The 22,892-nt window shown below is 63.0% G+C and carries 18 protein-coding genes; 7 read left to right on the top strand and 11 right to left on the bottom strand.

What is annotated here, in order from left to right; translation table 11 throughout:
* Positions 1-82 precede the first annotated feature (82 nt).
* Positions 83-1,966 (top strand): TonB-dependent vitamin B12 receptor, encoded by a 1,884-nt coding sequence (gene btuB, locus ACVOLZ_RS17545; RefSeq protein WP_481517236.1) that lies wholly within the window; start codon positions 83-85, stop codon positions 1,964-1,966.
* Positions 1,967-2,069: 103 nt separating this feature from the next.
* Here the strand turns inward: btuB and ACVOLZ_RS17540 are convergent, their stop codons facing one another.
* Positions 2,070-5,048, bottom strand: coding sequence for a TonB-dependent receptor domain-containing protein (locus ACVOLZ_RS17540; RefSeq protein ID WP_481517235.1), 2,979 nt, complete (start codon positions 5,046-5,048; stop codon positions 2,070-2,072).
* A gap of 661 nt (positions 5,049-5,709) precedes the next feature.
* Here ACVOLZ_RS17540 and ACVOLZ_RS17535 point away from each other — a divergent pair.
* The gene (locus tag ACVOLZ_RS17535; RefSeq protein ID WP_481517234.1) at positions 5,710-6,420 is read left to right on the top strand and encodes an AraC family transcriptional regulator; all 711 of its coding nucleotides are present in this window, start codon (positions 5,710-5,712) and stop codon (positions 6,418-6,420) included.
* 159 nt (positions 6,421-6,579) lie between these two features.
* Here ACVOLZ_RS17535 and gph read toward each other — a convergent pair whose 3' ends face one another.
* The gene (gene gph, locus ACVOLZ_RS17530) at positions 6,580-7,230 is read right to left on the bottom strand and encodes a phosphoglycolate phosphatase (RefSeq protein WP_481517233.1); all 651 of its coding nucleotides are present in this window, start codon (positions 7,228-7,230) and stop codon (positions 6,580-6,582) included.
* 61 nt (positions 7,231-7,291) lie between these two features.
* Positions 7,292-8,377 (bottom strand): DNA polymerase IV, encoded by a 1,086-nt coding sequence (gene dinB / locus ACVOLZ_RS17525; RefSeq protein ID WP_481517232.1) that lies wholly within the window; start codon positions 8,375-8,377, stop codon positions 7,292-7,294.
* Positions 8,378-8,586: 209 nt separating this feature from the next.
* Here dinB and fabA point away from each other — a divergent pair, with 209 nt between their 5' ends.
* Complete coding sequence (gene fabA, locus ACVOLZ_RS17520; RefSeq protein ID WP_057627977.1) at positions 8,587-9,102, top strand: 3-hydroxyacyl-[acyl-carrier-protein] dehydratase FabA; 516 nt, start codon at positions 8,587-8,589, stop codon at positions 9,100-9,102.
* Entirely contained in the window at positions 9,102-10,310 is a 1,209-nt protein-coding gene (fabB, locus tag ACVOLZ_RS17515; RefSeq protein WP_481517231.1) for a beta-ketoacyl-ACP synthase I, read from the top strand. Before fabA ends, fabB begins: the two co-directional genes overlap by 1 nt.
* 439 nt (positions 10,311-10,749) lie before the next feature.
* Here fabB and ACVOLZ_RS17510 read toward each other — a convergent pair whose 3' ends face one another.
* Entirely contained in the window at positions 10,750-11,715 is a 966-nt protein-coding gene (locus tag ACVOLZ_RS17510; RefSeq protein WP_481517230.1) for a helix-turn-helix transcriptional regulator, read from the bottom strand.
* Positions 11,716-11,873: 158 nt separating this feature from the next.
* Here ACVOLZ_RS17510 and ACVOLZ_RS17505 point away from each other — a divergent pair, with 158 nt between their 5' ends.
* On the top strand, positions 11,874-12,659 hold the full coding sequence (locus tag ACVOLZ_RS17505; RefSeq protein ID WP_481517229.1) for a DUF481 domain-containing protein: 786 nt from the start codon (positions 11,874-11,876) through the stop codon (positions 12,657-12,659).
* A 167-nt stretch (positions 12,660-12,826) separates the two neighbouring features.
* Here ACVOLZ_RS17505 and hemC read toward each other — a convergent pair whose 3' ends face one another.
* From hemC to mdoH, 4 genes are all read right to left on the bottom strand, one after another.
* On the bottom strand, positions 12,827-13,735 hold the full coding sequence (gene hemC / locus ACVOLZ_RS17500) for a hydroxymethylbilane synthase (protein ID WP_481517228.1): 909 nt from the start codon (positions 13,733-13,735) through the stop codon (positions 12,827-12,829).
* 30 nt (positions 13,736-13,765) lie between these two features.
* Positions 13,766-14,533: a LytR/AlgR family response regulator transcription factor gene (locus ACVOLZ_RS17495; protein WP_481517227.1), complete on the bottom strand. Its 768-nt coding sequence runs from the start codon at positions 14,531-14,533 to the stop codon at positions 13,766-13,768.
* 65 nt (positions 14,534-14,598) lie between these two features.
* Positions 14,599-15,264, bottom strand: coding sequence for an alpha/beta hydrolase (locus tag ACVOLZ_RS17490; RefSeq protein WP_481517226.1), 666 nt, complete (start codon positions 15,262-15,264; stop codon positions 14,599-14,601).
* A gap of 338 nt (positions 15,265-15,602) precedes the next feature.
* Positions 15,603-17,522 (bottom strand): glucans biosynthesis glucosyltransferase MdoH, encoded by a 1,920-nt coding sequence (gene mdoH / locus ACVOLZ_RS17485; RefSeq protein ID WP_481517225.1) that lies wholly within the window; start codon positions 17,520-17,522, stop codon positions 15,603-15,605.
* 786 nt (positions 17,523-18,308) lie between these two features.
* Here mdoH and ACVOLZ_RS17480 point away from each other — a divergent pair.
* Positions 18,309-18,488 carry a CsbD family protein gene (locus ACVOLZ_RS17480; RefSeq protein ID WP_282272641.1) on the top strand — a complete coding sequence of 60 codons (180 nt, stop codon included), beginning with the start codon at positions 18,309-18,311 and terminating at the stop codon, positions 18,486-18,488.
* A gap of 140 nt (positions 18,489-18,628) precedes the next feature.
* Here ACVOLZ_RS17480 and ACVOLZ_RS17475 read toward each other — a convergent pair whose 3' ends face one another.
* Positions 18,629-18,937, bottom strand: a complete 309-nt coding sequence (locus ACVOLZ_RS17475) for a DUF3817 domain-containing protein (RefSeq protein ID WP_481517245.1) — start codon at positions 18,935-18,937, stop codon at positions 18,629-18,631.
* 79 nt (positions 18,938-19,016) lie between these two features.
* Positions 19,017-19,949, bottom strand: coding sequence for a CorA family divalent cation transporter (locus tag ACVOLZ_RS17470; protein ID WP_481517224.1), 933 nt, complete (start codon positions 19,947-19,949; stop codon positions 19,017-19,019).
* A gap of 206 nt (positions 19,950-20,155) precedes the next feature.
* Between ACVOLZ_RS17470 and ACVOLZ_RS17465 the strand changes: the two genes are divergently transcribed.
* Entirely contained in the window at positions 20,156-20,446 is a 291-nt protein-coding gene (locus ACVOLZ_RS17465) for a hypothetical protein (protein ID WP_481517223.1), read from the top strand.
* Positions 20,447-20,658: 212 nt separating this feature from the next.
* Here the strand turns inward: ACVOLZ_RS17465 and ACVOLZ_RS17460 are convergent, their stop codons facing one another.
* Positions 20,659-22,602, bottom strand: a complete 1,944-nt coding sequence (locus ACVOLZ_RS17460; RefSeq protein ID WP_481517222.1) for a hypothetical protein — start codon at positions 22,600-22,602, stop codon at positions 20,659-20,661.
* Between the last annotated feature and the right edge of the window lie 290 nt (positions 22,603-22,892).

The following is a 22,892-nucleotide window of genomic DNA, read 5'->3' as shown; positions in this document are numbered from 1 at the left end:
GTGTGCGCCGCCTCCGTCTTCTCCCTCTTCTGGCAGCCTCCCCCATCCGCCTGCGCGGGAGCGTGCAGGCCCAGGAGCTTCCATGAAACTGTCTTACCACACCCTTTCGCTCGCCCTTGCCCTGGCATTGCCGGGCGTTGCCGCTGCACAGAACGCACCGACCGAGCTGGACGACGTCACCGTCACCGCGACCCGCACCCCGATCTCGATCGAGAACAGCGTGGTGCCGGTGCAGGTCATCGACCGTGCGCAGATCGACCGCAGCCAGGCCAGCTCGCTGCAGGACCTGCTGCGCGGCCGTGCGGGCCTGGACATCAACAACTCCGGTGGCATGGGCAAGCTGACCTCGCTGTTCATGCGCGGCACCAGCTCCAGCCAGGTGCTGGTGCTGGTGGATGGTGTGCGTATCGGCTCGGCAACCAGTGGCATGCCGCCGCTGCAGGAACTGCCGATCGACCAGATCGAGCGCATTGAAATCGTGCGCGGCCCGCGCTCGAGCCTGTACGGCTCCGAGGCCATTGGCGGCGTGATCCAGATATTCACCCGCAACGCCGGCAAGGGCCTGCAGCAGAACCTGGCGATCACCGCCGGTAGCAACAACCTGCGTCAGGTCAGCGCCGGCTTCAGCAACCGCGGCGAGCGCGGCTGGATCTCGGCCCAGGGCGGCTACCAGGAGACCGATGGCATCAACGCCTGCCGCGGTTTCTACGACGCAACGACCTGGGCCGGTGCCGGCTGCTTCACCAACGAACCGGACCGTGACGGTTACCGCAACACCTCCATCAATGTCCGCGGCGGCTATGCCCTGACCGAGACGCTGAGCCTGGAAGGCCACGTGCTCAATGCCAACAGCCGCAACCAGTTTGATGGCAGCACCAGCAATGAATCGGACAACCGCCAGCAGGTGATCGGCAGCAAGCTGAAGTGGGTGCACAGCGACGCCTTCCAGCTGACCGCACTGGTTGGCCGCAACAACGAGCAGGCCGATGGCTACCTTGCCAGCAACGGCAACCGCAGCTTCGTCAGCACCCTGGACAGCCGCCGTGACACCGCCAGCGTGCAAGGTGACTTCCTGTTCGCCGAAGGCCAGCAACTCAGCGCCGGCGCCGACTGGCAAAAGGACAAGGTCACCGGCACCACGGCCTACATCACCGACAGCCGCGACAACACCGGCGTGTTCGCCGAGTACCAGGGACAGTTCGGCGCACATACGCTGCAGGCCAGCGTGCGCAATGACGACAACGAACAGTTCGGTAGCCACACCACCGGCAGCCTTGGCTACGGCTTTGCCTTTGGCAACGGCTTCCGCCTGACCGCCAATGCCGGCACCGGCTTCAAGGCACCGACCTTCAATGATCTGTACTACCCGTGCTCGCCGTGGGGCTGCTACAACAACGCCGAGCTGAAGCCGGAGAAGTCCAAGAGCCTGAACATCGGCATCGCGCAGTATGCCGACGCCTGGAACTGGACCTTCAATGCCTATGAAACCCGCATTGACCAGCTGATTGCACTGGACAGCACCTTCACCCCGTACAACATCGCCGAGGCCCGCATCCGTGGTGCCGAGCTGACCGGCTATCTGTCGCTGGCCGGCTTCGACATCAACGCCCAGGCCAGCTTCACCGACCCGCGCGACCACATTGCCAGTGCGGCTACCTACGACAACCTGCTGCCGCGTCGGGCACGCACCAGCGGCCGTCTGGACGTGGACAAGCGCTTTGGCCCGCTGCGTCTGGGCGTGACCGCTGCCGGCAGCGGCCACCGCTTCGACGATGCCGCCAACAGCGTGCGTCTGGCCGGCTACGGCACCATGGATGTGCGCGTTGAATACGCCATCAACGATGCCTGGAGCCTGCAGGCCAAGGCCGCCAACGTATTCGACCGCGAGTACGAAACCGTTGCCTGGTACAACCAGCCGGGCCGCGAGTACCAGCTGACCCTGCGTTACAACAGCAAGGCCAACTGAGTCAGCGAAGCCGCAGCACTGCTGCGGTTTCCAGCAGCGCGAGAACAAGCAGGGCCGACGGTCATCCCGTCGGCCCTGCTCTTTATGCAGTCGCCAAAGATCGTTACAGCTTCATGCGTACGCCGATGTTGAAGGTACGGCCGAGCACGTCATACACCGCTGCCTGGTAGCCGGTCTGATTGAAACCGGCACCGCCTGCCTCGGCACCCGGCACCCGTGGCGGCGCGCGATCAAACACATTGTTCATGCCACCGAACACACTGAATTTCGGCGTGAGCTGATAGCTGGCGTAAAAGTCGCTGTAGAAGGTATTGCCGGCCCACTCACGCTCGTAGCTTGCGGTAGAGGTATTGCTGCCACGCATCTTCGATACGTGCCGCAGGGTCCAGTAGAAACTGGCCTTGGGATTGGACCAACCGGTACGTACCGTGCCCTTCCACTTCGGCGTGCCCCACAGCGTCAGGTAATCCCATTCGTCGTCTGGATTCAACGGGTCGGCGACAAACTTGCGTTCCAGGGTCCGGCCGTAGCTGAGGTCCACCAGGATGCGGCCCGCATTGGAATTGGCTACACCTCCCAGGTCGTAGTACCAGTTGGCATTGATGTCCACGCCACGGGCGATGCTCTGCGACAGGTTCAACTGTTGCACGGCGACTTCTACGATGTCGCCGGCCGAGTCACGGGTGACCAGATCGCAGAAAGTATTGTTCAGGCTGGCCTGGTCGACGCAGCGGTTGAGGATGGTCTGGTAGTCCAGGGTGGAGATCACCCCGCGCAGGTCGATCTTGTAGTAATCGGCGGACACGGTCAGGTTGGAGATGAAGCGCGGCCGCAGCACCACGCCGAAAGTGGTGGTCTTGGCGGTCTCAGGCTTCAGCTTGACGTTGCCCGAGTAGACGATGTCCTTCCACTGCCAGTAGTTGCCAACGCTGGTATCGCTGGGGCTGATGGCCGCGCAATTGCCCGCCGTGTAGCTGGTGGTACTGGTGCGGTTGGCCAACGCATAGTCGTTGCAGGGATCGTAGATCCATGCCGACGACACGCTGCCCGCCGTGTACAGCTCACCGATATTGGGCGCACGGATCGCCTTGCCATAGGTACCACGCAGCGTGATGTCGTCGATCGGCGCCCACTCCAGACCAACTTTCGTCGTCGTGGTGCGGCCGGCGGTGCTGTAGTCCGACACACGTCCAGCGAGCTCCAGCGACAGGCGCTCGGCGCCGGTCACGCCTGACAGCAACGGCAGGCTCAACTCGCTGAAGATTTCCTTGACGCTGAACTCGCCGGTCAGGCTGCTTTGGGTGGTGCCAAGGCTGGGGTCATAGGCCGGGTTGGTCGGGTCGTACTGGGCGATAGTGCCGATCTCGTTGCGCTCCTTGCGGTACTCCGCGCCCACCACGATCTTGGCTTCACCACCGGGCAGGTCGAACAGGCCGCCGGAGGCATAGGCCGATGCAACTTTCTGGGTCAGCGTGGTGGTCGACCAGTCGGTGTCATAGGTCAGCCAGTCGACCATCTCCGAGGTCAGACGCTTGAACGGATTGATCGCCACACAGCCGGCCGGGCCATCCCAACAGATCGGGTTACCGGCACCATCCACATAGGAATTCAGGCCCGACAGCAAGCGGTCATAGGAGCCTGCGTTGAGTTCGCGGGTGCGCTGGCGGCTGCGGCCGTAGGAGTAGTAAGCCTCGTAGTTCCAGCTGCGGCCGAAGAAGTCGAAATAGCCTTCCGCACCCACGGTTGCCTGCAGCAACTTGCGATCGGTCTGCTGGCGCATATGCCCCAGCTCTTCATCGAAGTGGCGACCGAAAGCGATGCCATTGGTGAATGCACCACCGTTGGCGGTGATCATTTCCTGGGTGATGAAGGGGCTGTAGTACGGCACCACTTCGCTGCCACCCGACCCGTAGGTGCTGAGCGAGCGCCAGGACGCTTCGGACTGGCTCTGCGAATAGTTGACCGTGCCAACCAGGCGCAGCGCATCGTTGACGTCGAAATCCAGCGTCGAACGCACGGTCTGGCGATCCGATGGCGTCACCAGGTACCAGGAATCGTAGCGGCCGCCAAACTCGCCGCCATCGGTGGTGCCTTGCTGCAGCACGTTGAAGCCTGAGCTCAGGTTGGTCAGCCCGCCCGGGCCAAGTCGTGAGTGGCGCAGCGAGCCGTCCGGATTGAAGGTGTACAGGCAGTTGGCGGCATTGGCCACCGTGCAGTTGCCCAGCGACACGGTTGCATTGGGCGAGTTGTAGACGTTGCGACTGTTGTCCAGGATCACGTACGGATCGGTGCTCTTGGCACGGGCGTAATACGGATAGCCGTTGGCGGTCCAGGGACGGTCCTGGCCCCGCACGGTGCCGGAGTTCTCTTCCCAGAAGCCGTACAGGGTGAAGTTACCGCGGTTGTCGGCGAAGTTCTTGCCGAACAGAACGTCACCGGTATAGGTCGGCATGTCGCCGCGCGAGGAATCAGCGTAGCGGACGCTGGCTTCAAGGCCTTCGTAGTCGCGCTTGAGGACGAAGTTGACCACACCGTTGACGGCATCGGCGCCATACAGCGCGGAGGCGCCACCGGTGACCACGTCCACACGCTCGATCATGCTTGCCGGCAGTGCGCTTACGTCCACACCAGCGGTGCCGGGGATCGACGCAACTTGCCGGCGCCCATCCACCAGCGTCAGCGTGCGCTGCACGCCCATGCCACGCAGGTCCAGTGCACTGACGCCGACGTTGCCGGTCTGGTTGGCGGTCTGGCTGGTCTGGGTCGCAGCAAAGCTCGGCAGCTGGTTCACCAGATCGCCGATCTGGGTGTAGCCGGAGGCCTGGATTTTTTCCGCACTGATTGCCGTCACCGGCGCCGGGCCCTCGAAGCCCGGCTCACGACGGATGCGCGAGCCGGTCACGATCACGGTATCGAGATTCTTCGCTTCGGTGCCAGCAGGCTGTTCCTTCGCGGCCTCCCCGGCAGCATCCTGCGCCCAGGCCGAGCCCATGGAGGTAGCACACAGCGCAATAGCAACAGCGACTGCCAATTGGCCACGCCGGCGACACGGCAAGCGCTTGGCGGGATCGTTCGTTTTCATTTACTTCCCCTCGAATATGAAATGTCCAACGAAAATTCAGCAATCAACAACATCTGCCTCTGACCACCCGCCCAGCGCCTCGCCTTGATTGAAATACGGCTTCAGCAACAGCTGCAGGTCTACGACGCGCACCGCCGCTGAACCGCTTCGCGAAGACTTCGACCATTTCTCGCGCACACACCAACCAACCTCGGCGCGGGCAAGCGCGAAGGTCGACAGCAGATGGAGCAGTCACGATCCTGATGGCCGCGAACGCGGCCGGACCGAAGGCAAAACACCCGCACACAAACCGACACCGGATCCGGCATCACGCACGCCATTTCTGGCAGACACGCACTACCTTGGCATAACCGGCCCAGGTTTTTAGATCCGCCTAATACCAGCCCCAAGACGGGTATTGACGCGCGCCTTCCCGCTGATCAACGGGAAGGGCATTAAAAAGCAACGCAACCCGTAACAAGTGCAACCATTTGATTTGTATACATACGTAAGAACGAAAGAAGTCCATGACCGTACATTTCGGGTTCAATACTCCACCGGACCCAGTGCTGTGCGCTAGGTGTATCTTTACTTGCACGATGCGGATTTCAGCATACTAATACTGCTTGAGAGACGGCCGCCGCGATGGCAGGGTGTGCGCTCTGCAACGGAGAGCAACGTCATGGCTGTGACCCTGTCGCCACAGGTGTTGGTGCGCATGTTTGATCCACTTCCCGACGTTGTGTTCTTCATCAAGGACACCGAATGTCGCTACACGCACGTCAACCAGACCTTGATGCAACGGCTGGCGAAGAAGAGCCGCGAGGAGATCGTCGGTAGGAGCGTGTTGCAGCTCTATCCCGCACATCTAGCCGCGCGCTACATCCTGCAGGACCGCCGCGTGCTGACCGGCGAAGTCATCGAGGATCTGCTAGAACTGCAGCTCTATGCAAACCGAAGCGCAGGCTGGTGCCTCACCCTCAAGCAGCCGCTGGTGGAGGACAACCGCATCGTCGGCTTGATAGGTATCTCGCGTGATCTTGGCCAACCGGATCGCGAGGACTCTTCCTTCCAGCGCCTGCACGCAGCGGTGGAATACATGCAGGCGCATTTCCACGAGCCGCTGCGTGTACGCACGCTGGCTGGCAAGAGCGGCGTGTCGGTTGCGCAACTGGAACGCTTGTTCAAAAAGGTATTCCAATTGACGCCGCAGCAGTTGCTGACCAAATTCCGGATCGAGGCAGCTACCCGCATGTTGCTCAGTGACACCAGCATCGCCAGCGTCGGCCAGGCTTGCGGCTTCTCCGACCAGAGTGCATTCGCGCGACAGTTCAAGCACACCGTCGGCATGACCCCGCGCGACTACCGCGCCCTGGCGTTGGGCGCTCAGTAACGGGAACGGCCAGGATCACGTCTGATCTGCTCGCTGAAACCTTGTAGGAACGACGTCAGCCGCGAAGCAGATAGACAATCCAGGTGCGGAAGTTCCCGCAACTTCGTTGGCGCCAGCTTCGCGGCTGACGCCGCTCCCACAAGGGACCTTCAAGAATGGCTACGCGACGATCGCCACCAGCTCTCGCATATCGTCGATCACCGCTACCGCATCGGCAGCATCCAGATCCAGATCGCGCGAATAGCCATAGCGCACCAGCACGATCGGCATGCCGGCGTTGTTGGCCGCGCCCAGATCGGTACCCGAATCACCAACCATCAGGCAGTCGACTACCGGCTGCTGCAGCAAACCTGCCACATGCAACAGCGGCTCAGCAGCAGGCTTGCGCTGCGGCAAGGAATCGCCACCGATGATGTGTGCGAAGAACCCGGCGATGCCCAGATGCTGCAACAAGGGCGCGACCATCGCCGCCGGTTTGTTGGTGCAGATGGCCATGGGCAGGCCGCGCGCCTGTAACGCTGTCAATGCCTCACCAACACCTTCATACAAACGCGGGCTACGCAGCAGGCAAGCCTTGTAATGGCGCATGAAAACCGACATCACATCTTCCAGCGCCAACGCACTACCTGCATTCGCCAAAGCAGTGGTCACCAGATTGCGTACGCCCTCGCCTATCCAGCTGCGTACCGTCGCCTCGGACACGCGCGGCAACGCCAGCTCTTCCAATGTGAGGTTCACTGCCTCGGCGATATCACCTGCGCTGTCCACCAGCGTGCCATCCAAATCGAAAACCAAGGCATTGATCGCCACGCATCACACTCCCTGAATTGAGCATCGATTGTAGCGGCGCGGCGCCGTCTAAAGGATGTACTCAATCCAACGTGATGCTGCGAAACAAATCACCCTGGATCACCAGTTCTTCGCGGTCACGGAAACCGGCCAGACCAACGCCAACCAATCGATAACGCGTATCCGCCGGCAATTGCACGCGTTGACACAAGGCCAGGGCGATATCGCGAAGATCTTCCACCGAACCTGGCGGCGTATCCGGCGTATAGCTGCGGGTAAGGATGCGGAACTGAGCGGTCTTCAACTTCAGCACGACGGTGTGACCGATGCGCTCGGTACGCCCGGTTGCACGCCAGGTGCGCTCGGCCAACTGGGTGATCGCTTCATCGAACTCTCCCATATGCAGATCTTCGGCAAAGGTGTCTTCGGAAGAAATGGACTGCACTGGCTGATCGGGTTCTACCGGCCGCTCGTCGATACCGCGCGCCCGCCGGTACAAGCCCGCACCAAAACTGCCGAACAAAGCCTGCAGCTGTTCAAGCGGCAACGCACGCAGATCACCCACCGTAACGATGCCCAGCGCCGACAGCTTGCCTTCCATCACCTTGCCCACGCCCGGCACCCGTTTGACCGGCAAGGGCGTCAGGAACTCCTCGACCCGCGAAGGCCGCACCACGAACTGACCATCGGGCTTGCGCCAGTCCGAGGCGACCTTGGCCAGGAACTTGTTCGGCGCGATCCCGGCTGAGGCGGTCAGGCCGGTGGTCTCGCGGATCTGCGCGCGGATGGTGCGGGCAATCTCGGTGGCGATGCCGTCGCAGCTCGGCGATTCCGTCACATCAAGAAAAGCCTCGTCCAGCGACAGCGGCTCCACCAGCGGGGTGTGCTGCAGGAAGATCTCGCGGATCTGCCGCGACACCGCCTTGTAGCGGGCAAAGTCCGGCGGCACGAACACCGCATCCGGGCACAGCCGCTCGGCCCGCAAGGCCGGCATCGCCGAGCGCACCCCGAACTTGCGGGCCTCATACGAGGCCGCGCACACCACCGAACGCGCCCCGCGCCAGGCCACCACCACCGGCCTCCCGCGCAAACCGGGGTCATCACGCTGCTCCACGGACGCATAGAAGGCGTCCATGTCGACGTGGATGATCTTGCGTTGTTGGCTCAAGGCAACAGTCTCAAAAGGTCGTCAACATGATAGCTGTTGTCGCTAAATGCACACTTGTCCTCACAAATGTACTTATTCATACCTCCCGTAACAGCCCGCGAACGGCGCTTATCTGCAGCTAACATACGCAACCGTCCAGTTAAAACATTTGATTGAACGCGGATGCTGCAGCATGCTCCGGGGCTCGCAATGGCTTTGGATTACCCCGGATGACCCGTCTGCATGCTTTCTCGCGCGACCAGCTGCTGGCCAGCGCGCGTGGCGAACTTTTCGGCCCCAACAAAGGCCGCCTGCCCAATGACCCGATGCTGATGTTCGACCGCATCACCGAGATCCGCGAGGACGGTGGCGCACACGGCAAGGGCATGATCCGGGCCGAGCTGGATATCCGTCCTGACCTGTGGTTCTTCGGCTGCCATTTCATCGGCGACCCGGTGATGCCGGGCTGCCTGGGCCTGGATGCCATGTGGCAGCTGACCGGCTTCTATCTCACCTGGCTGGGCGCAGAAGGCCGCGGCCGTGCGCTGGGCTGTGGCGAGGTCAAGTTCACCGGCCAGGTGCTGCCCAGCGCCAAGCTGGTGCAGTACGAAATCGATGTCTCGCGCGTGATCAACCGCAAGCTGGTGATGGCACAGACCGACGCCCGCATGCTGGTCGACGGCCGCGAGATCTATTCCGCCAAGGACCTGCGCGTAGGTCTGTTCACCTCAACCGAGAGCTTCTGATGCGTCGTGTCGTCATTACCGGCATGGGCATCACGTCCTGCCTTGGCAACGATCTGGACACCGTGTCCAGCGCCCTGCGTGACAGCCGTCCCGGCATTGTCGCGCTGCCCGACCACGCCGAAGCCGGCCTGCGCAGCCAGGTTGGCGGCAAGGTCGACATCGATCTGGACGCGCAGGTAGATCGCAAGCTCAAGCGTTTCATGAGCGACGCGGCCGCCTTCAGCTACATCGCCATGCGCGACGCCATCGCCGATGCCGGCCTGGACGAAAGCCAGGTCAGCAACGTGCGCAGCGGCCTGATCGCCGGCTCCGGCGGCGGCTCCAGCGAATGGCAGGTGGAAGCAGCTGATCTGCTGCGCAACCGTGGCGTGCGCAAGGTAGGCCCGTACATGGTGCCGCGCACGATGTGCTCGACGGTGTCAGCCAATCTGGCCACCGCCTTCAGCATCAAAGGCCTGAGCTATTCGCTGTCGGCCGCCTGCGCCACCTCGGCGCATTGCATCGGCGCTGCCGCCGACCTGATCCGCCACGGCGCCCAGGACGTGATGTTTGCCGGCGGCGGTGAAGATCTGCACTGGTCGATGAGCGTGATGTTCGACGCCATGGGCGCACTGTCCACCAGCTTCAACGAAACCCCGAGCACCGCATCGCGTCCTTACGACGCCAACCGCGACGGCTTCGTCATCGCTGGCGGCGCCGGCATGCTGGTACTGGAAGACTACGACCACGCGGTTGCACGTGGTGCGCGCATCTACGCCGAGCTGGTTGGCTACGGCGTGACCTCCGATGGTGCCGACATGGTTGCCCCGTCCGGCGAAGGTGCGGTGCGTTGCATGAAGATGGCGATGGAAGGCCTGGACCGTCCGATCGACTATCTGAACACCCACGGCACCTCGACGCCGCTGGGCGACGTGACCGAGCTGGGCGCAGTGCGCCAGGTGTTCGGTGATGCGGTACCGCCGCTGTCCTCGACCAAGGCGCTGTCGGGTCACTCCTTGGGCGCTGCCAGCGTGCACGAAGCGATCTATTGCCTGCTGATGATGCGTGATGGCTTCATGGCCGGTTCGGCCAACATCGAGACGCTGGACGAGCGTGTGGAAGGCTTCCCGATTCTGCGCAAGACGCAGGATGCGAAGTTGGACACGGTGATGTCGAACAGCTTCGGTTTTGGCGGCACCAATGCAACGTTGATCTTCGGCCGGGTTTGATGGTCGATTGATCTGAGAAAAACAGCCGCGAAAGCGGCTGTTTTTTTGTGCTTCTGCTTTGGCTTCTGCTTTGGCTTCTGCTTTGGCTTTGGCTTCTGCTTTGGCTTCTGCTTTGGCTTCTGCTTTGGCTTCTGCTTTGGCGTTGGCTTTGCTGTTGCTGTTGCTGTCCCCTCTCCCGTTCACGGGAGAGGGGTTGGGGTGAGGGGAAGCTTTGGCCTTTCGTTCTTCGCGTTGGCTGTTGCTCTGCTTCTTCGTAAAGCAACAGCAACTGCAAAAAAACAACAAGCAGGAGCAGCCCTCACCCCTACCCCTCTCCCGCAGGCGGGAGAGGGGAAAGCAGAGCAAGAGCAAAGCCAACGCCAAAGCAGAGCAAAGCAAAACAAAACAGGAGCAAAGCAGGGCGAGAACCAAGCTAAGCACAGCAGAGCAAAGCCCTACCTCAGTCGTAATTACTCAATGCCAGCGACAACAACGCCTTGGCCTGCTCGCGCAAGGACTGCGGCTCCACGATCTCCGCATCCGAGCCGTAATGCAGCACGTCCATCAACAGCTCGCGGGATACGCTATAAGGCACCTTCAATTCATAACGCCCATCAGCAAGAAACCGCCCCTGCTGCTTGGAATGCCAATGCTCGTCAGCCACCCAGCGCGCGGCCTTGGCACTGAACACTATCGTCGCCCAGCCCTTTGGTGCACCCGAAAAGATGCCGTAACTGGCCGCCAACTGTTCGTTCAATTCCTCATCGGCGACATCACGCGCCGGCTGATCCAACAGCCGCGCCTGATGGATACGGTCCACTGCAAAACTACGCACCGCTTCGCGATTGTGATCCCAGGCGTCCAGGTACCAGTTGTCGCGGTAATGGGTGATGCGCTGCGGCGACACCGTGCGGCGGGTCGCCTCATCGGTGGAACGTGCGCGGTATTCAAAGGACAGCTGCTTGCGCTCCAGCACGCCGGAAGCCACCGTGCGGAAACTGGCCTCGTCCAGCTTGCGGCCGCGGTGCGGAATCACCCGCACCCGCTCCACCGGCCAATGTGAAGCACCGGCCTGTGCCGCCAGCAAACCTTCGATGCGCTGCTGCAGCGGCGCCAGCATCGACGACAACACCCCGCCGCCGGTGCGCGCCAACAGGTGCTGCGATGCCAGCAAGGCGTGCAACTCCTCCGAGCTCAGCCACAAACCCGGCAGCTCGAAACGGTCGCTCTCCCCGCTTATGTAGCGGAACCCGGCCTCGCCATCGCCCTCCACCGGCGCCATCAGCGCATCACGCAGGAAGGCCAGGTCACGGTAGACCGTGGCACGGGAGCAGCCCAATTCCTCCTGCAACCGCATCACCGTGACCGGATAGCGGGCGGACTTGAGCAGACGATGCAGGGCGTTGATGCGTTCATAGCGGTCCATGCCCGGATTATGTCCGACTCCGGGCTGCAATGGAGCAGGTCAACCGCCGCCATAACCGCGAATGAGGCCCCCGGCCCCACCGTGCGCCTGAGGGTCAGGGACCATCCGGTATCATCGCAGCGCCTCCCTTTTCCGTCTCTCCCAAGGAGATCCTACTGATGTCCCTGCGTGTTTCCCTACTGCTGCCGTTGCTGCTGGCCGCCCCGCTGGCCTGGGCCGAAGACGCCACCGATACCTCCGACCTTGCCGCGATGACCTCGCCGTGGAGCGGCAGCGGCGGCGAGCTGGGCTTTGCCTCGGCCCACGGCAACAGCACCACCGAAAGCTTCAACGGTCGCTTGAAGCTGCGCTACACCGACAATGATTGGATCCACAGCATGGATCTGTTCGGTCTGCGTTCCAGCGCCGAGTACACCGAGACCGCCGACGACGGCAGCACCAGCCGCAAGCGCCAGACCACCGCCAACCGCTACTCCGGCAGCGCCGGCAGCGCCCTGCAGCTGGGTGAGCACCGCCAGCTGACCGCCACCGTGCGTTATGAACGCGACGATTTCGCCACCTACGACCGCCTTGGCACCTTCGGTCTGGGCTACGGTACCCGCCTGATCGACGGCGAACGCGTCACCCTGGACACCCAGATCGGCCCCGGTGTGCGCCGCACCCACAACTCGGAGACCGACGAGAACCGCACCGGACTGATCGGTCGCGGCCTGTTCGACTTCAAGTTCGGCATCACCGAGAACACCGAACTGGTCAATTCGCTGCTGGTGGAATCCGGTTCGTACAACACCTTCGCGCAGAATGACTTCGGCGTGTCGGTCAACATGAACCAGCACTTCGCCCTCAAGGCGGGTTGGCAGGCACGCTACAACAGCGACGTTGCCGACCAGAAGCGCAAGACCGATACGCTGTCCACCATGAACGTGGTCTACAGCTTCAAGTAAGCATGCGCCGGGCGCATGCCCGGCCCTCGCCTCGCTGTAGTGCCGAGCCATGCTCGGCAAGGGCTTTACCGGGATGATCTGATGCCGAGCATGGCTCGGCACTACGGTTGGGCTTTGTCGGTAGAGCTTCTGCCGAGCATGGCTCGGCACTACCGGCAAGGCGAAGCTCAGCGCAACAACTCGCCTGCACCGCCGGCCAACAGCTGACGCGCCACTTCGCGCCCCAGCGCTTCCGGGTCACTCGCCGGGCCTTGCGCCTGCGCACGTACCGCGCGGCCATCGGCCACGCCGCCGACCAGGCCCTGCAACCAGAGGTCATCACCACGCCACTGCGCCAGACCCGCCACCGGTACATGGCAGCTGCCATCCAGCGCGCGGTTCATGGCCCGCTCCGCTTCCACGCAGCTGCGGGTGGATGCATCGTCCAGCGCCTTGACCAGATTGATGATGTCCGCAGCGTCCTGCCTGCATTCAATCGCCACCGCCGCCTGTGCCGGTGCCGGCAGCCATTGCGGGGCGACCAGGCGGTCACGAATGCGTGCGCCCAGTTCCAGGCGCTCCAGGCCGGCGCAGGCCAGGATGATGGCGTCGTATTCACCCGCATCCAACTTGGCCAGACGGGTATTGACGTTGCCTCGCAGGTCACGCGACGTGAGGTCCGGGCGCAATGCACGCAGCTGTGCCTGCCGGCGCAGCGAGGAGGTGCCGACGCAAGCGCCCTGCGGCAAGGCATCCAGCGACGGATAGGTGTTGGAAACGAAGGCATCGGCCGAATCGGCGCGGGTCAGGATCGCCGGCAGCACGAACGGTGCTTCCAGCTCCATCGGCACGTCCTTGAGCGAATGCACCGCGCAATCGGCTTCGCCGCGCAGCATCGCCAACTCCAGCTCCTTCAGGAACAGGCCCTTGCCGCCAATGGCGGCCAGCGAGCGGTCGAGGATTTCATCGCCGCGCGTGCTCATCGGCACAAGTTCCACCTGCAGGCCCGAGTGGGCCTGGCGCAGGCGGTCAGCAACGTGTTCGCTCTGCCACAGGGCAAGCGGGCTCTTTCGGGTGGCGATACGCAGGATGCTCATGCGGCCATTATCGCCGCTGCAAGCCCCGGGTCACAGCCGTTCCATCTCGGTCTTCAGCCCGGCAACGCAGCGGCGGCTGATTTCCAGCGGTTGCGAGACATCACGCAGCACCGCCTGCACCTGCCCGGCCGACGTGCGGCGGACTTCCTGCAGCCGATCGCGGGCGATCAGGCAGTTGCGGTGGATGCGGATGAAACGCCCGGAAAACTCGTCTTCCAGCGAGCGCAGCGATTCCTCGATCAGGTCCTCGCCACGCAGGTGGTGCACCACCACGTACTTCTCCTCGGCCTGCAGGTAGAGGATGTCCTCCACCGGCACCAGCCGCAGGCTGCCGCGCAGGCGCGCGCACAGCACCCGCCGCGCCTGGGTTGCTACTGCCGGCGCCGCGTTGGCGCGCCCGGCGATGAAGGTGCGGGCACGTTCCATCGCCGCGCTCAGGCGCTCGGCGCGCACCGGCTTCATCAGGTAGTCAATCGCCGCCGCCTCGAAGGCCGACAAGGCATGGGCATCGTAGGCGGTGCAGAACACCACCGCCGGGCGCGGTTCGAACCCGGCCAGGTGGCGAGCGACTTCCAGACCATCGATGCCCGGCATGGCGATGTCCAGCAACACCAGATCCGGCTGGGTCTGCGCGCAGACGTGCAAGGCCTCATTGCCGTTGGCAGCCTCGCCGACCACATCCACCTCCGCCAGCTCGGCCAGCAGCGCGCGCAGACGCTCGCGTGCCAACGGCTCGTCATCGGCAATTACTACCTTCACACCACTACCTCGCTCACGGCTCCCCAGTCGTGGCGACATGGTAGCCGGGTTCGCTGCACGCCGCCGTCAACAATCCGGCAACTGCGGCGCAGCGCACAAACCGATCACACCTGCGCGAAACGGGCCTGCAACCAGTCGCCCAGCGCGTGGATCTCTTCGCCGCAGACCTGGTGGGCCATCGAATAGCGATGCCATTCCAGGCCAAAACCCAAGGTCTTGAGCACCTGTGCACTGTGCTCGGCGATCTGCAGCGGAATCACCGGATCGGCGCTGCCATGGGCCATGAAGATCGGTTGGGCGATGGCGCCGTCCACCAGCTGCGACGGTGCAGCGTCCACTTCCGGCAGGTAGGTCGACAAAGCCACCAAACCCGCTACCGGCTCACTGCGCTTCAGGCCTGCGGACAGGATGATCGCCCCGCCCTGCGAGAAGCCAGCCAGAACGATACGGTTGGCGGGGATGCCACGCGCCTGCTCGCGGGCGATCAGCTCTTCCAGTTGCATAACCGACTCGGCGACACCCTTGGCATCGGCGCGGCTGCGGAAATCCATGCTGACGATGTCATACCAGGCACGCATCGGCATGCCGTTGTTGATGCTGACCGGGCGTTTGGGCGCATGCGGAAACACGAAGCGGATCGCCGGCCACTGCGGGCGCACCAGCTCGGGCACGATGGGCGCGAAATCATGGCCATCGGCACCCAGGCCATGCAGCCAGATCACCGACCATTCCGGCGACGCGCCGGTTTCCTGCTCTACTGTTTCCAGCATGTGTATGACTCCCAAAGACAGGCGGGAATTATGCCTGCCCGTCGGGCAGTTTGTAGGAGCGGCGTCAGCCGCGAAGCTGATGATGCTACCGGTTGGAGCCATGCTGGCGAACTGCACGGAGATCGCGGGCCAAATGGCCGCGCATTGCTACGGGCTCCGCGGCGCACGCCGCTCATAAAAAGTGCCATCCGGAGCCTTGTAGGAGCGGCGTATGCCGCGAAGCTGATGGTGCTACCGGTTGAAGCCAAGCCGGCGACCTGCGCAGAGGTTGCAAGCCAAATGGCGGCGCATTGCTATCGGCTTCGCGGCTTACGCCGCTCCTACAAAAGCCGCAGCCTTTAATCCTGCAGCGGTTCCTTCAACGCAGCCGCACGCAACTCAGCGGCACGCAGCAGCACCGGCGGTGGTGCGTTTTCTTCAGGGATGCAAAGCAGGCCATGCTTCCGCAGCCAGTCACCTGCCTTGCGCGATGAGGTCCATGCCACCACCGGCACCGCCAGCGCCATGCCAATCACCACCGGCGCCATCCATGCGGCCAGCGGCGGCGACACCATATAGGCAGCCACGCCCATCACCACGCCGAACACGCTCAAGCCACCATAACTGCGCAGCAAGTCGCGCACCGAGATGCTGCCGTCGTCGCGCTGCTGTGCATCCCAGCCAGAATCCTTGCCGGCCAACACTTCGGCAACACCACGCGACTGCACATACATCACCACCGGCGCCATCAGCGCCGCCAGCACGGTTTCCAGCAGCATCGAGATAAACGCGCGGAATGCGCCGCCACAACCGATGCGTTCCTTGCGCGAAGTCAGCATCGCCACATAGCCCATCAACTTGGGTGACAGCAGCGCAACCATGGTCACCACGAACACCCAGAACACGCCGTCCTGGTCCAGCCCGCGCCAGTAATGCGCCGGCGACATCCGCAGATTCAGATGTAATTCTTCCGCCAGATCAATGCCGCCGTGGATCAGCGGGATGGCGATGCCGATCAGCATCAACATCGCCCACATCGGCGCGGTGAAGTAATGGCCGATGCCGATCAACATATGCACGCGGTTGACCCAGTGCAGGCCCGGCGTCGCCACCACCTTGGAGTGCTGCAGGTTGCCCTGGCACCAGCGGCGGTCGCGGATCAGCAGATCGGTCAGGGTCGGCGGGCCTTCTTCGTAGCTACCGTGCAGGTAGGGCACCATGTGCGAGGCCCAGCCGCCACGGCGGATCAGCGCCGCCTCGACGAAGTCATGGCTGAGCACGTGGCCACCAAACGGCTTGCGCCCCGGCAGTTCCGGCAGGCCGGCCTGCTCGGCGAAGGCCTGGGTGCGGATCACCGCATTGTGACCCCAGTAATTGCTTTCCGCGCCGTGCCACCAGGCCACACCATAGGCCATCACCGGCCCGTACACGCGGCCACCAAACTGCTGCATGCGAGCGAACGCAGTGCGGCCACCGACCACTGCTGGCAGCGACTGGATCAGGCCGACAGTCGGATGGTTTTCCATCGCCGACACCAGCCGCACGATCACGTCACCGGTCATCAAGCTGTCGGCATCGAGGATCAGCATCTGCGGGTAGGCACCACCGAAACGCCGCACCCAATCGGCAATATTGCCGGCCTTGCGGCCAACATTGCTGGCGCGGCGGCGGTAATACAGCCGCTCGGCGCCACCAGTGGCCTCGACCAGGCGCGCGAAAACCTGCTCCTCGGCACGGCCAATCGCATCGCGGGTGGTATCGCTGAGCACGTAGAAATCAAAGTGCTCCAACTGCCCGGTAGCGGCCACCGACTCATAGATCGCCTGCAGGCCGGCCATCATCCGGCGCGGGTCTTCGTTATAGGTGGGCATCAACAAGGCGGTACGGCTGCGCAGCTGCGGCAGCGGCGTATCCGGGTAGATGCCGAGCTTGCGGCGGCCACGCAGCAGCGCCTGCAGCCCGGCCAGGCTGCTGACGAAGGACATCGCGATCCAGGCGAACAGCAGCACGAACAGGCCCAGCAGACAGGCTTCGAGCACGTTGATGCCGCCGTTGGACAGCACCCGCGCCATCAACCAGGTGGCGAGCAGCGTGGTCAGCGCGGTGCTGCCAAACACATACAGCCGGCGCAGGCCGATATTGGCCGGTGCGGTCTTTTGCCGCGGCACATGCAGCGAGCCAGTGCGCAGCGATTGCTCGGGCATGGGCAACGGGTGCTCGGCCGGCAATACCGCAATACCGGCATCCAAGCCATTGTTGGAGGTAACCTTGTTGCTCATTGCTTGCCCCGCTGCGCCATCTGCAGGCAGTCCTGGCGGCACACCTTGCCGTAACGCTGTTTGCTTGCGTGTTGCACCTGAATTCCTTGAAGGAGAAGCTGACCAGCCGGGGAAAACTAGAAGAACCAACCTAAACCTGCGGCAAACGAACCCTGCCGATCGCGATGCGGGAGCCCCCTCGAACCACCTCGCTGCAGGCGGCAACACCCCCGCCCAGGCCGCTCCAGGGCCAACCGCCGCAATCCCTTGAAGATATTGGCGATGGTGGAATTATCCACCATCAAATCGACAGGTACACCTTTGCCAGTCAGTTTGGCCGGGTTGCCAAAGACGCCTGACCGCGTCTCCCCGGGCATGGCACCCGCATGACGCCGACTACGCCAAACCTGCCCCCCCCCCGGCCTTCCAGCGGACACGGCAAGGTCAGCGCAGGCCCGGCGATACGCTCCAGGTGGCCAGGGAGCTGCCAACGCCACGGCTGCATTGCGCGAACACCACGGAAGCCCGGACACTTTCATATGTCGCTGCCATGCGCCCGGATTCCCGGCCAGGCCCGCCGCCAGCGTTGATGGCAGGTTGGCCATGCGCTGAGCAACCAGAACGCGGCCTGCTGAATTCGGCCAATACCCTCAGCGCAGTCCAACGCCCCAACACGCGCGCACACAACGCAGGCTAAATCCGCCGGTGCACGCAACGCGATCACAACATTGCGCTCACCTGACGCAAACCCGGCAATGCGCAGGCTGGGGCCGTCTGCAGCGACGCAGACGCCTCCGGAGACTGTTCGTGGACCGCAACCGTGTTGAAGGCACCAAACACGAAATCAAGGGTGCCATCAAGGAAGCTGCCGGGAAGATGACAGGCAACAAAGCCCAGCAGATGGCCGGCAACATGGAGAAAAATGCAGGAAAAGCACAGAAAGCAATGGGCAAGGCTGCAGACGAGGTAAAGCATCGACATTCATGACGAACGCATCACCCAGCAAGAACTGCTTCCGCAACGCATATAACCGGAGCCCGCAACACCCGGTATCACTGTGAAGCTTCAATGGCGCGACCGTGTGGAAGCCGGCCGCGCCATCACATCATCGTCCAGTCAAAGCCGAATCAAAGCGGGCGTTCGGACAACAGGCCGATGCGACGGAACCAGATTTCCAGCGGCACCGTCACCAGCGGCGGCACCGCCGCCAACAACGCCAACAGCACGGCCCACAGCGGCCAACGCAGCTTCGCCCAGGCGTACAGGCTGACCGCGACGTAGAACAGAAAGGCCAGGCCATGCAGGCGGCCGAACAGCCATACACCCAGCTCGGTGGTGCCGGTGCCGTACTTGAGCAGCATGCCGATCAGCAACCCGGTCCAGGTGACACCTTCAATCAGTGCAGCGGCGGCAAACAACTTGCCGGCGGGAGTCATTGGTTTGGCAGACATCGATTCCATCAGGGGTTCGAAAGAACAGCGATTGTAGACGGGAACGTCTCGCATCCGGGCACACTCAGATCCAACCGCGTCGCTTGAACCACAGCAGCGGCACCACGATGCTCAGCCCCACTGCGGCCAGCGCGATGGCGTAGCCGAAATGCCAATGCAACTCCGGCATCGATGCGAAGTTCATGCCCCACACCCCGACCAGCACGGTCGGCGGTATGCCGACTACCGAGGCTACCGCCATCACCTTCATCACCTCGTTCTGGTCCATGTTGATCAGCCCAAGCACGCTGTCGAGCAGGAATTCGTTGCGGTCGCCCAGTTGTTGCTCGAACTCACTCAGCGATGCCAGATCCTTGACCACCAGCTTGATCCGCTTCGGCGCATCAGCGCCGAACCAGTCCGGCGTGGCTTCATCCAGGTAATTCATCATCCGCAGCATGCCGTGCAGGGTGTTGTGCAGCGCACCGATGCGGCGCCCCATCATTCCAACCTCGTGCAGCATCTGCTCCAGCCTGCGTGAGGCGCGCTTACCTTTTGGGTTGTTGAAGGCCTGCCGCGAGAATTCGCTCATCGTGCTTTCCAGCGTTTCCAGCAGATCGGCCAGGCGGTCGACGATGTGCTCGATCATGCGCAGGAACAGATCAGCCGAGCCGTGGCAGGGATGTTTGCCCAGCTCCGCTTCCACACCTTCCAACGCATCGATGCGGTGCTCACGCTGTACCACCAGCGCATTGGGCGCGACAACAAAACCCAGCGGTCCGACAATATGTTCAATCTCGTACTGGAAGCGCGGCAGATTCAACACCAAGGCCTCGCCTTCCACCCGCACCCGGCTACTGAACTCGATCTCGCTGATCCCGGCACGGTCGGGAATACGGAACCCCACCTGCCGCGATGCCTGCCCCAGTTCCGCTGGCGTCGGTTGGCAGAGGTCTACCCATAACGACGCGGGGGCTGTGCCACCGGCTGCGGTGGCGAGGGTGCGGCATTGGAGCATGGCGTGATTCCGCTTCGGGACCAGCGTTCATCCTCGTCGCCAGCGCACCCCGAGTAAAGCCACAGGCAGCTCTGGCCTGCGACTGAGTCGGCAGCCACTGGCCCAGCAAGGCTGCGTCTGGCTGTTCGGGCAGGACCTTCTCCCACGGTTGCAAAGCGCGCCCGCCTTCACGCAAGCTCGCCTTTCCTTCAACCACCAGTCCAGCCATGCAAGACAACATCATCCAGATCATCCCCGCCGACGGCTGGGTAGCCGTATTCGAAGAAGCCGGTGACGAGAGCGCGCAGAGCCTGGTGTGCTTTGCGGTAGTGGAAGAAGCCGGCAAGCGCGCCGTGCGCCCGATGCTGGCCAACGGCAAGCAGATCAGCTTCGCCGACACCCTGCCCCACTTCGTCCGCGTCGAAGAAGCCGACGCATTCGAAGAAGAGGATGAGGACGAAGAGGAAGAGGACGAGGAAGAAGAAGACGAAGATGAAGAGGAGGAAGAAGAGGCGTAAGCCGCTTCTTCCAAGCTCGCATCAAGCAGCTACCTTGTGGGAGCAGCGCTGAAACTCCAACTGTAGTGCCGAGCCATGCTCGGCAGGGGCATTGCCGGTAAAGCCCCTGCCGAGCATGGCTCGGCACTACAGCCAGCTCCCTTCTGCTTAGGCAGCGATTTCACGCCCAGCCCGGCAGAAAGCCAACCAGCTGCGGGCCGTATTGCTCATCACTACAACCCGGTGGCGAAGCTGGCGCCGTCATAGCGCCCCTGGAAGGCCCCAATCGGCTTACCTGTCCAACGCTGCACTTCCGCATCCAACGCGCTGTACTCACTGCCACCGCGCTTGTAGGCATAGGTCCTCCCCAACTGCACGATTCGCGCGTTGCCGGCGCCAAACACCTGCCCCGGGTGGTAGCCCCCTACCAGCACCGCCTGCAGGTTGGCACCAGGCTCCACAGTCAGCACCCAGTTCACCGGCTCATAGGCGCTCAGCACCAGAATGGTGGGCACACTGGAACGACGCACGCGAACCTGGATGGACCCGGCCTGACGTTGAATGCCAACGCCGTGAACCCCGTTTGCGGCCTCGTATACACCCACTGCCTCGATCCGTGCGTTGCGCGCAAGCGCAGCCAGCGCGGGGGTGTTGGAACGTTGCTGCGCCGCCGGTACGGGCAGAGGGCTGCCAACGTTTCGCGCGGCCAGCGCTGCACGTGCACGCTGCACCAGCGCCAGATGTTCCGGCGACCCCGACGCTAGCTTTTCCGCCTCGCGCAGGCTGCTCTCCATTTCCGCAATCTCCTGCGCACGCGTGGCCAGCGCGGCGCGGCCTTCTGCTTCGAGCTGGGTGATGACGCTGCTGACACTCTGCGCTGGCAACAACGGTAGTTCCTGCAGCACCTGGATCTTGGTCTGGTCAAGAACGCCATTGCGCTGCAATGACGGAATGAAGATGAACTGCCTCGACAACAGCTTCGTCGCATCAACCTGTGCCAACGTCTGTTTGCTGAGCGAATACAGGTATTCGCGGCTTTCCCCCACGCCATTGCCAAGATAGGCACGCAGCAGCAACTCATCGCTGCGCGGCGTTGCCCACGCCGAACGAACCTGCAGCGGCTGCAATGGCAGGGCCTGCACCCGCCGGTCGGCAAGCACAAACTGCTTCAATTCGCCCTGTGCCAGCGCAACGTAACTGCCATCAATCGCCTCCAGCAGGTCGCCGTTTGCTGCGTTGAAATCCAGCGGTTGCTCGGACAGCAACTGCACTTCCCAGCCATTGCTGCCCTTCCGCAAGGCGATCTCAGCCAAACGGCGAGGTGAAAACACAAGATAGTGATTCGGCTTGCCTGGTACCGGCACTACCTTGTCCACCGCTACAGCATCAAGTGGAACAGGCAGATGCTTTCCCCCGGCGGCATCCAGCAGCACAACCGCCGAGCGCCGTTGCGCATTCCGCTTGCTGCGCTCGCTGAAGATTGCGCCAACGCCCTCAACCCACTGAAAGCGTCGTGGTTGCACTGCGTAGCGCGCGATCACCTCACCCGACTCGGTCTCCCTGACCTCGGTGCCACCATCATCCGTAGCGACCGCGACCAAACGACCATTCGCCGACAGCGCACCGCCGCCCAGGCGCCCGTCGGTTTCCGAAAGCACCTTGCTGGTCTGCATGTCGACCAGCCGATACTTGCCATCCGCCTCCAGAATCATCACGCCGGCCTTGGCCGCGAAGGTCGCTTGCCGGACGCTGACATCACTGCTGATGAAACTGGCTGGCGGGCTGGAAACTGCCCGCAATGGCGGCGCCGTCAGCAGGACAGCCATGCGCTGCAGCACCAACCACTCATCCAAAGCGACATCACTATCAACGAAGCAGGTGCTGCCAGCCAGATCGTCGCGCACGCTGTCGCTGCTGGCGAACAGCGAGACCTTGTAGTCCTTGCCACACTCGCTTGCACGTTGCAGCAATCGATCCTGATACGTCTGCTCAAAACCAGCAGCGTCCTGCCCCAATGCCTTCAATTGCGCTTCGAGCCGCTGTTTGCTGGCAAGCACCGCACTGCCCGGCGGTATCGCGTCGTTGATACGCGCTTCGTTGGACTTTCCAAGATTGCCGCAGCTTGCCAGACCGGCAGCCACAGCCAGTACCGCCAACACCTTCAAGACCCGTTCCATGTCGCCCCCGGTTGGATGCTCGCGCCCGCGTCCTTCGCTGGCCTGCCGGGCGATGTTAGTACGCCACCCGCCACGGCGGAAGCTGACGGCCCGGTCTTACGTTGTGGCCGGCTGCCGGTGGAATCCCCGCGTTTCGCGACGCACCTCGCTCCCACCAAACCAAGTCAATTGCCAGAGCCGAGCCATGCTCCGCCCAGCTCCACCTGTAGTGCCGAGCCATGCTCGGCAGACGCTTCAAATGTAGTGCCGAGCCATGCTCGGCAGAGGCGTCACCGGGAAATCCCCTGCCG

The organism is Stenotrophomonas sp. STEN020 (genome assembly GCF_056760195.1).
The sequence above is the reverse complement of the archived record's forward strand: the minus strand, read 5'-3'. Positions and strand labels throughout refer to the sequence as shown.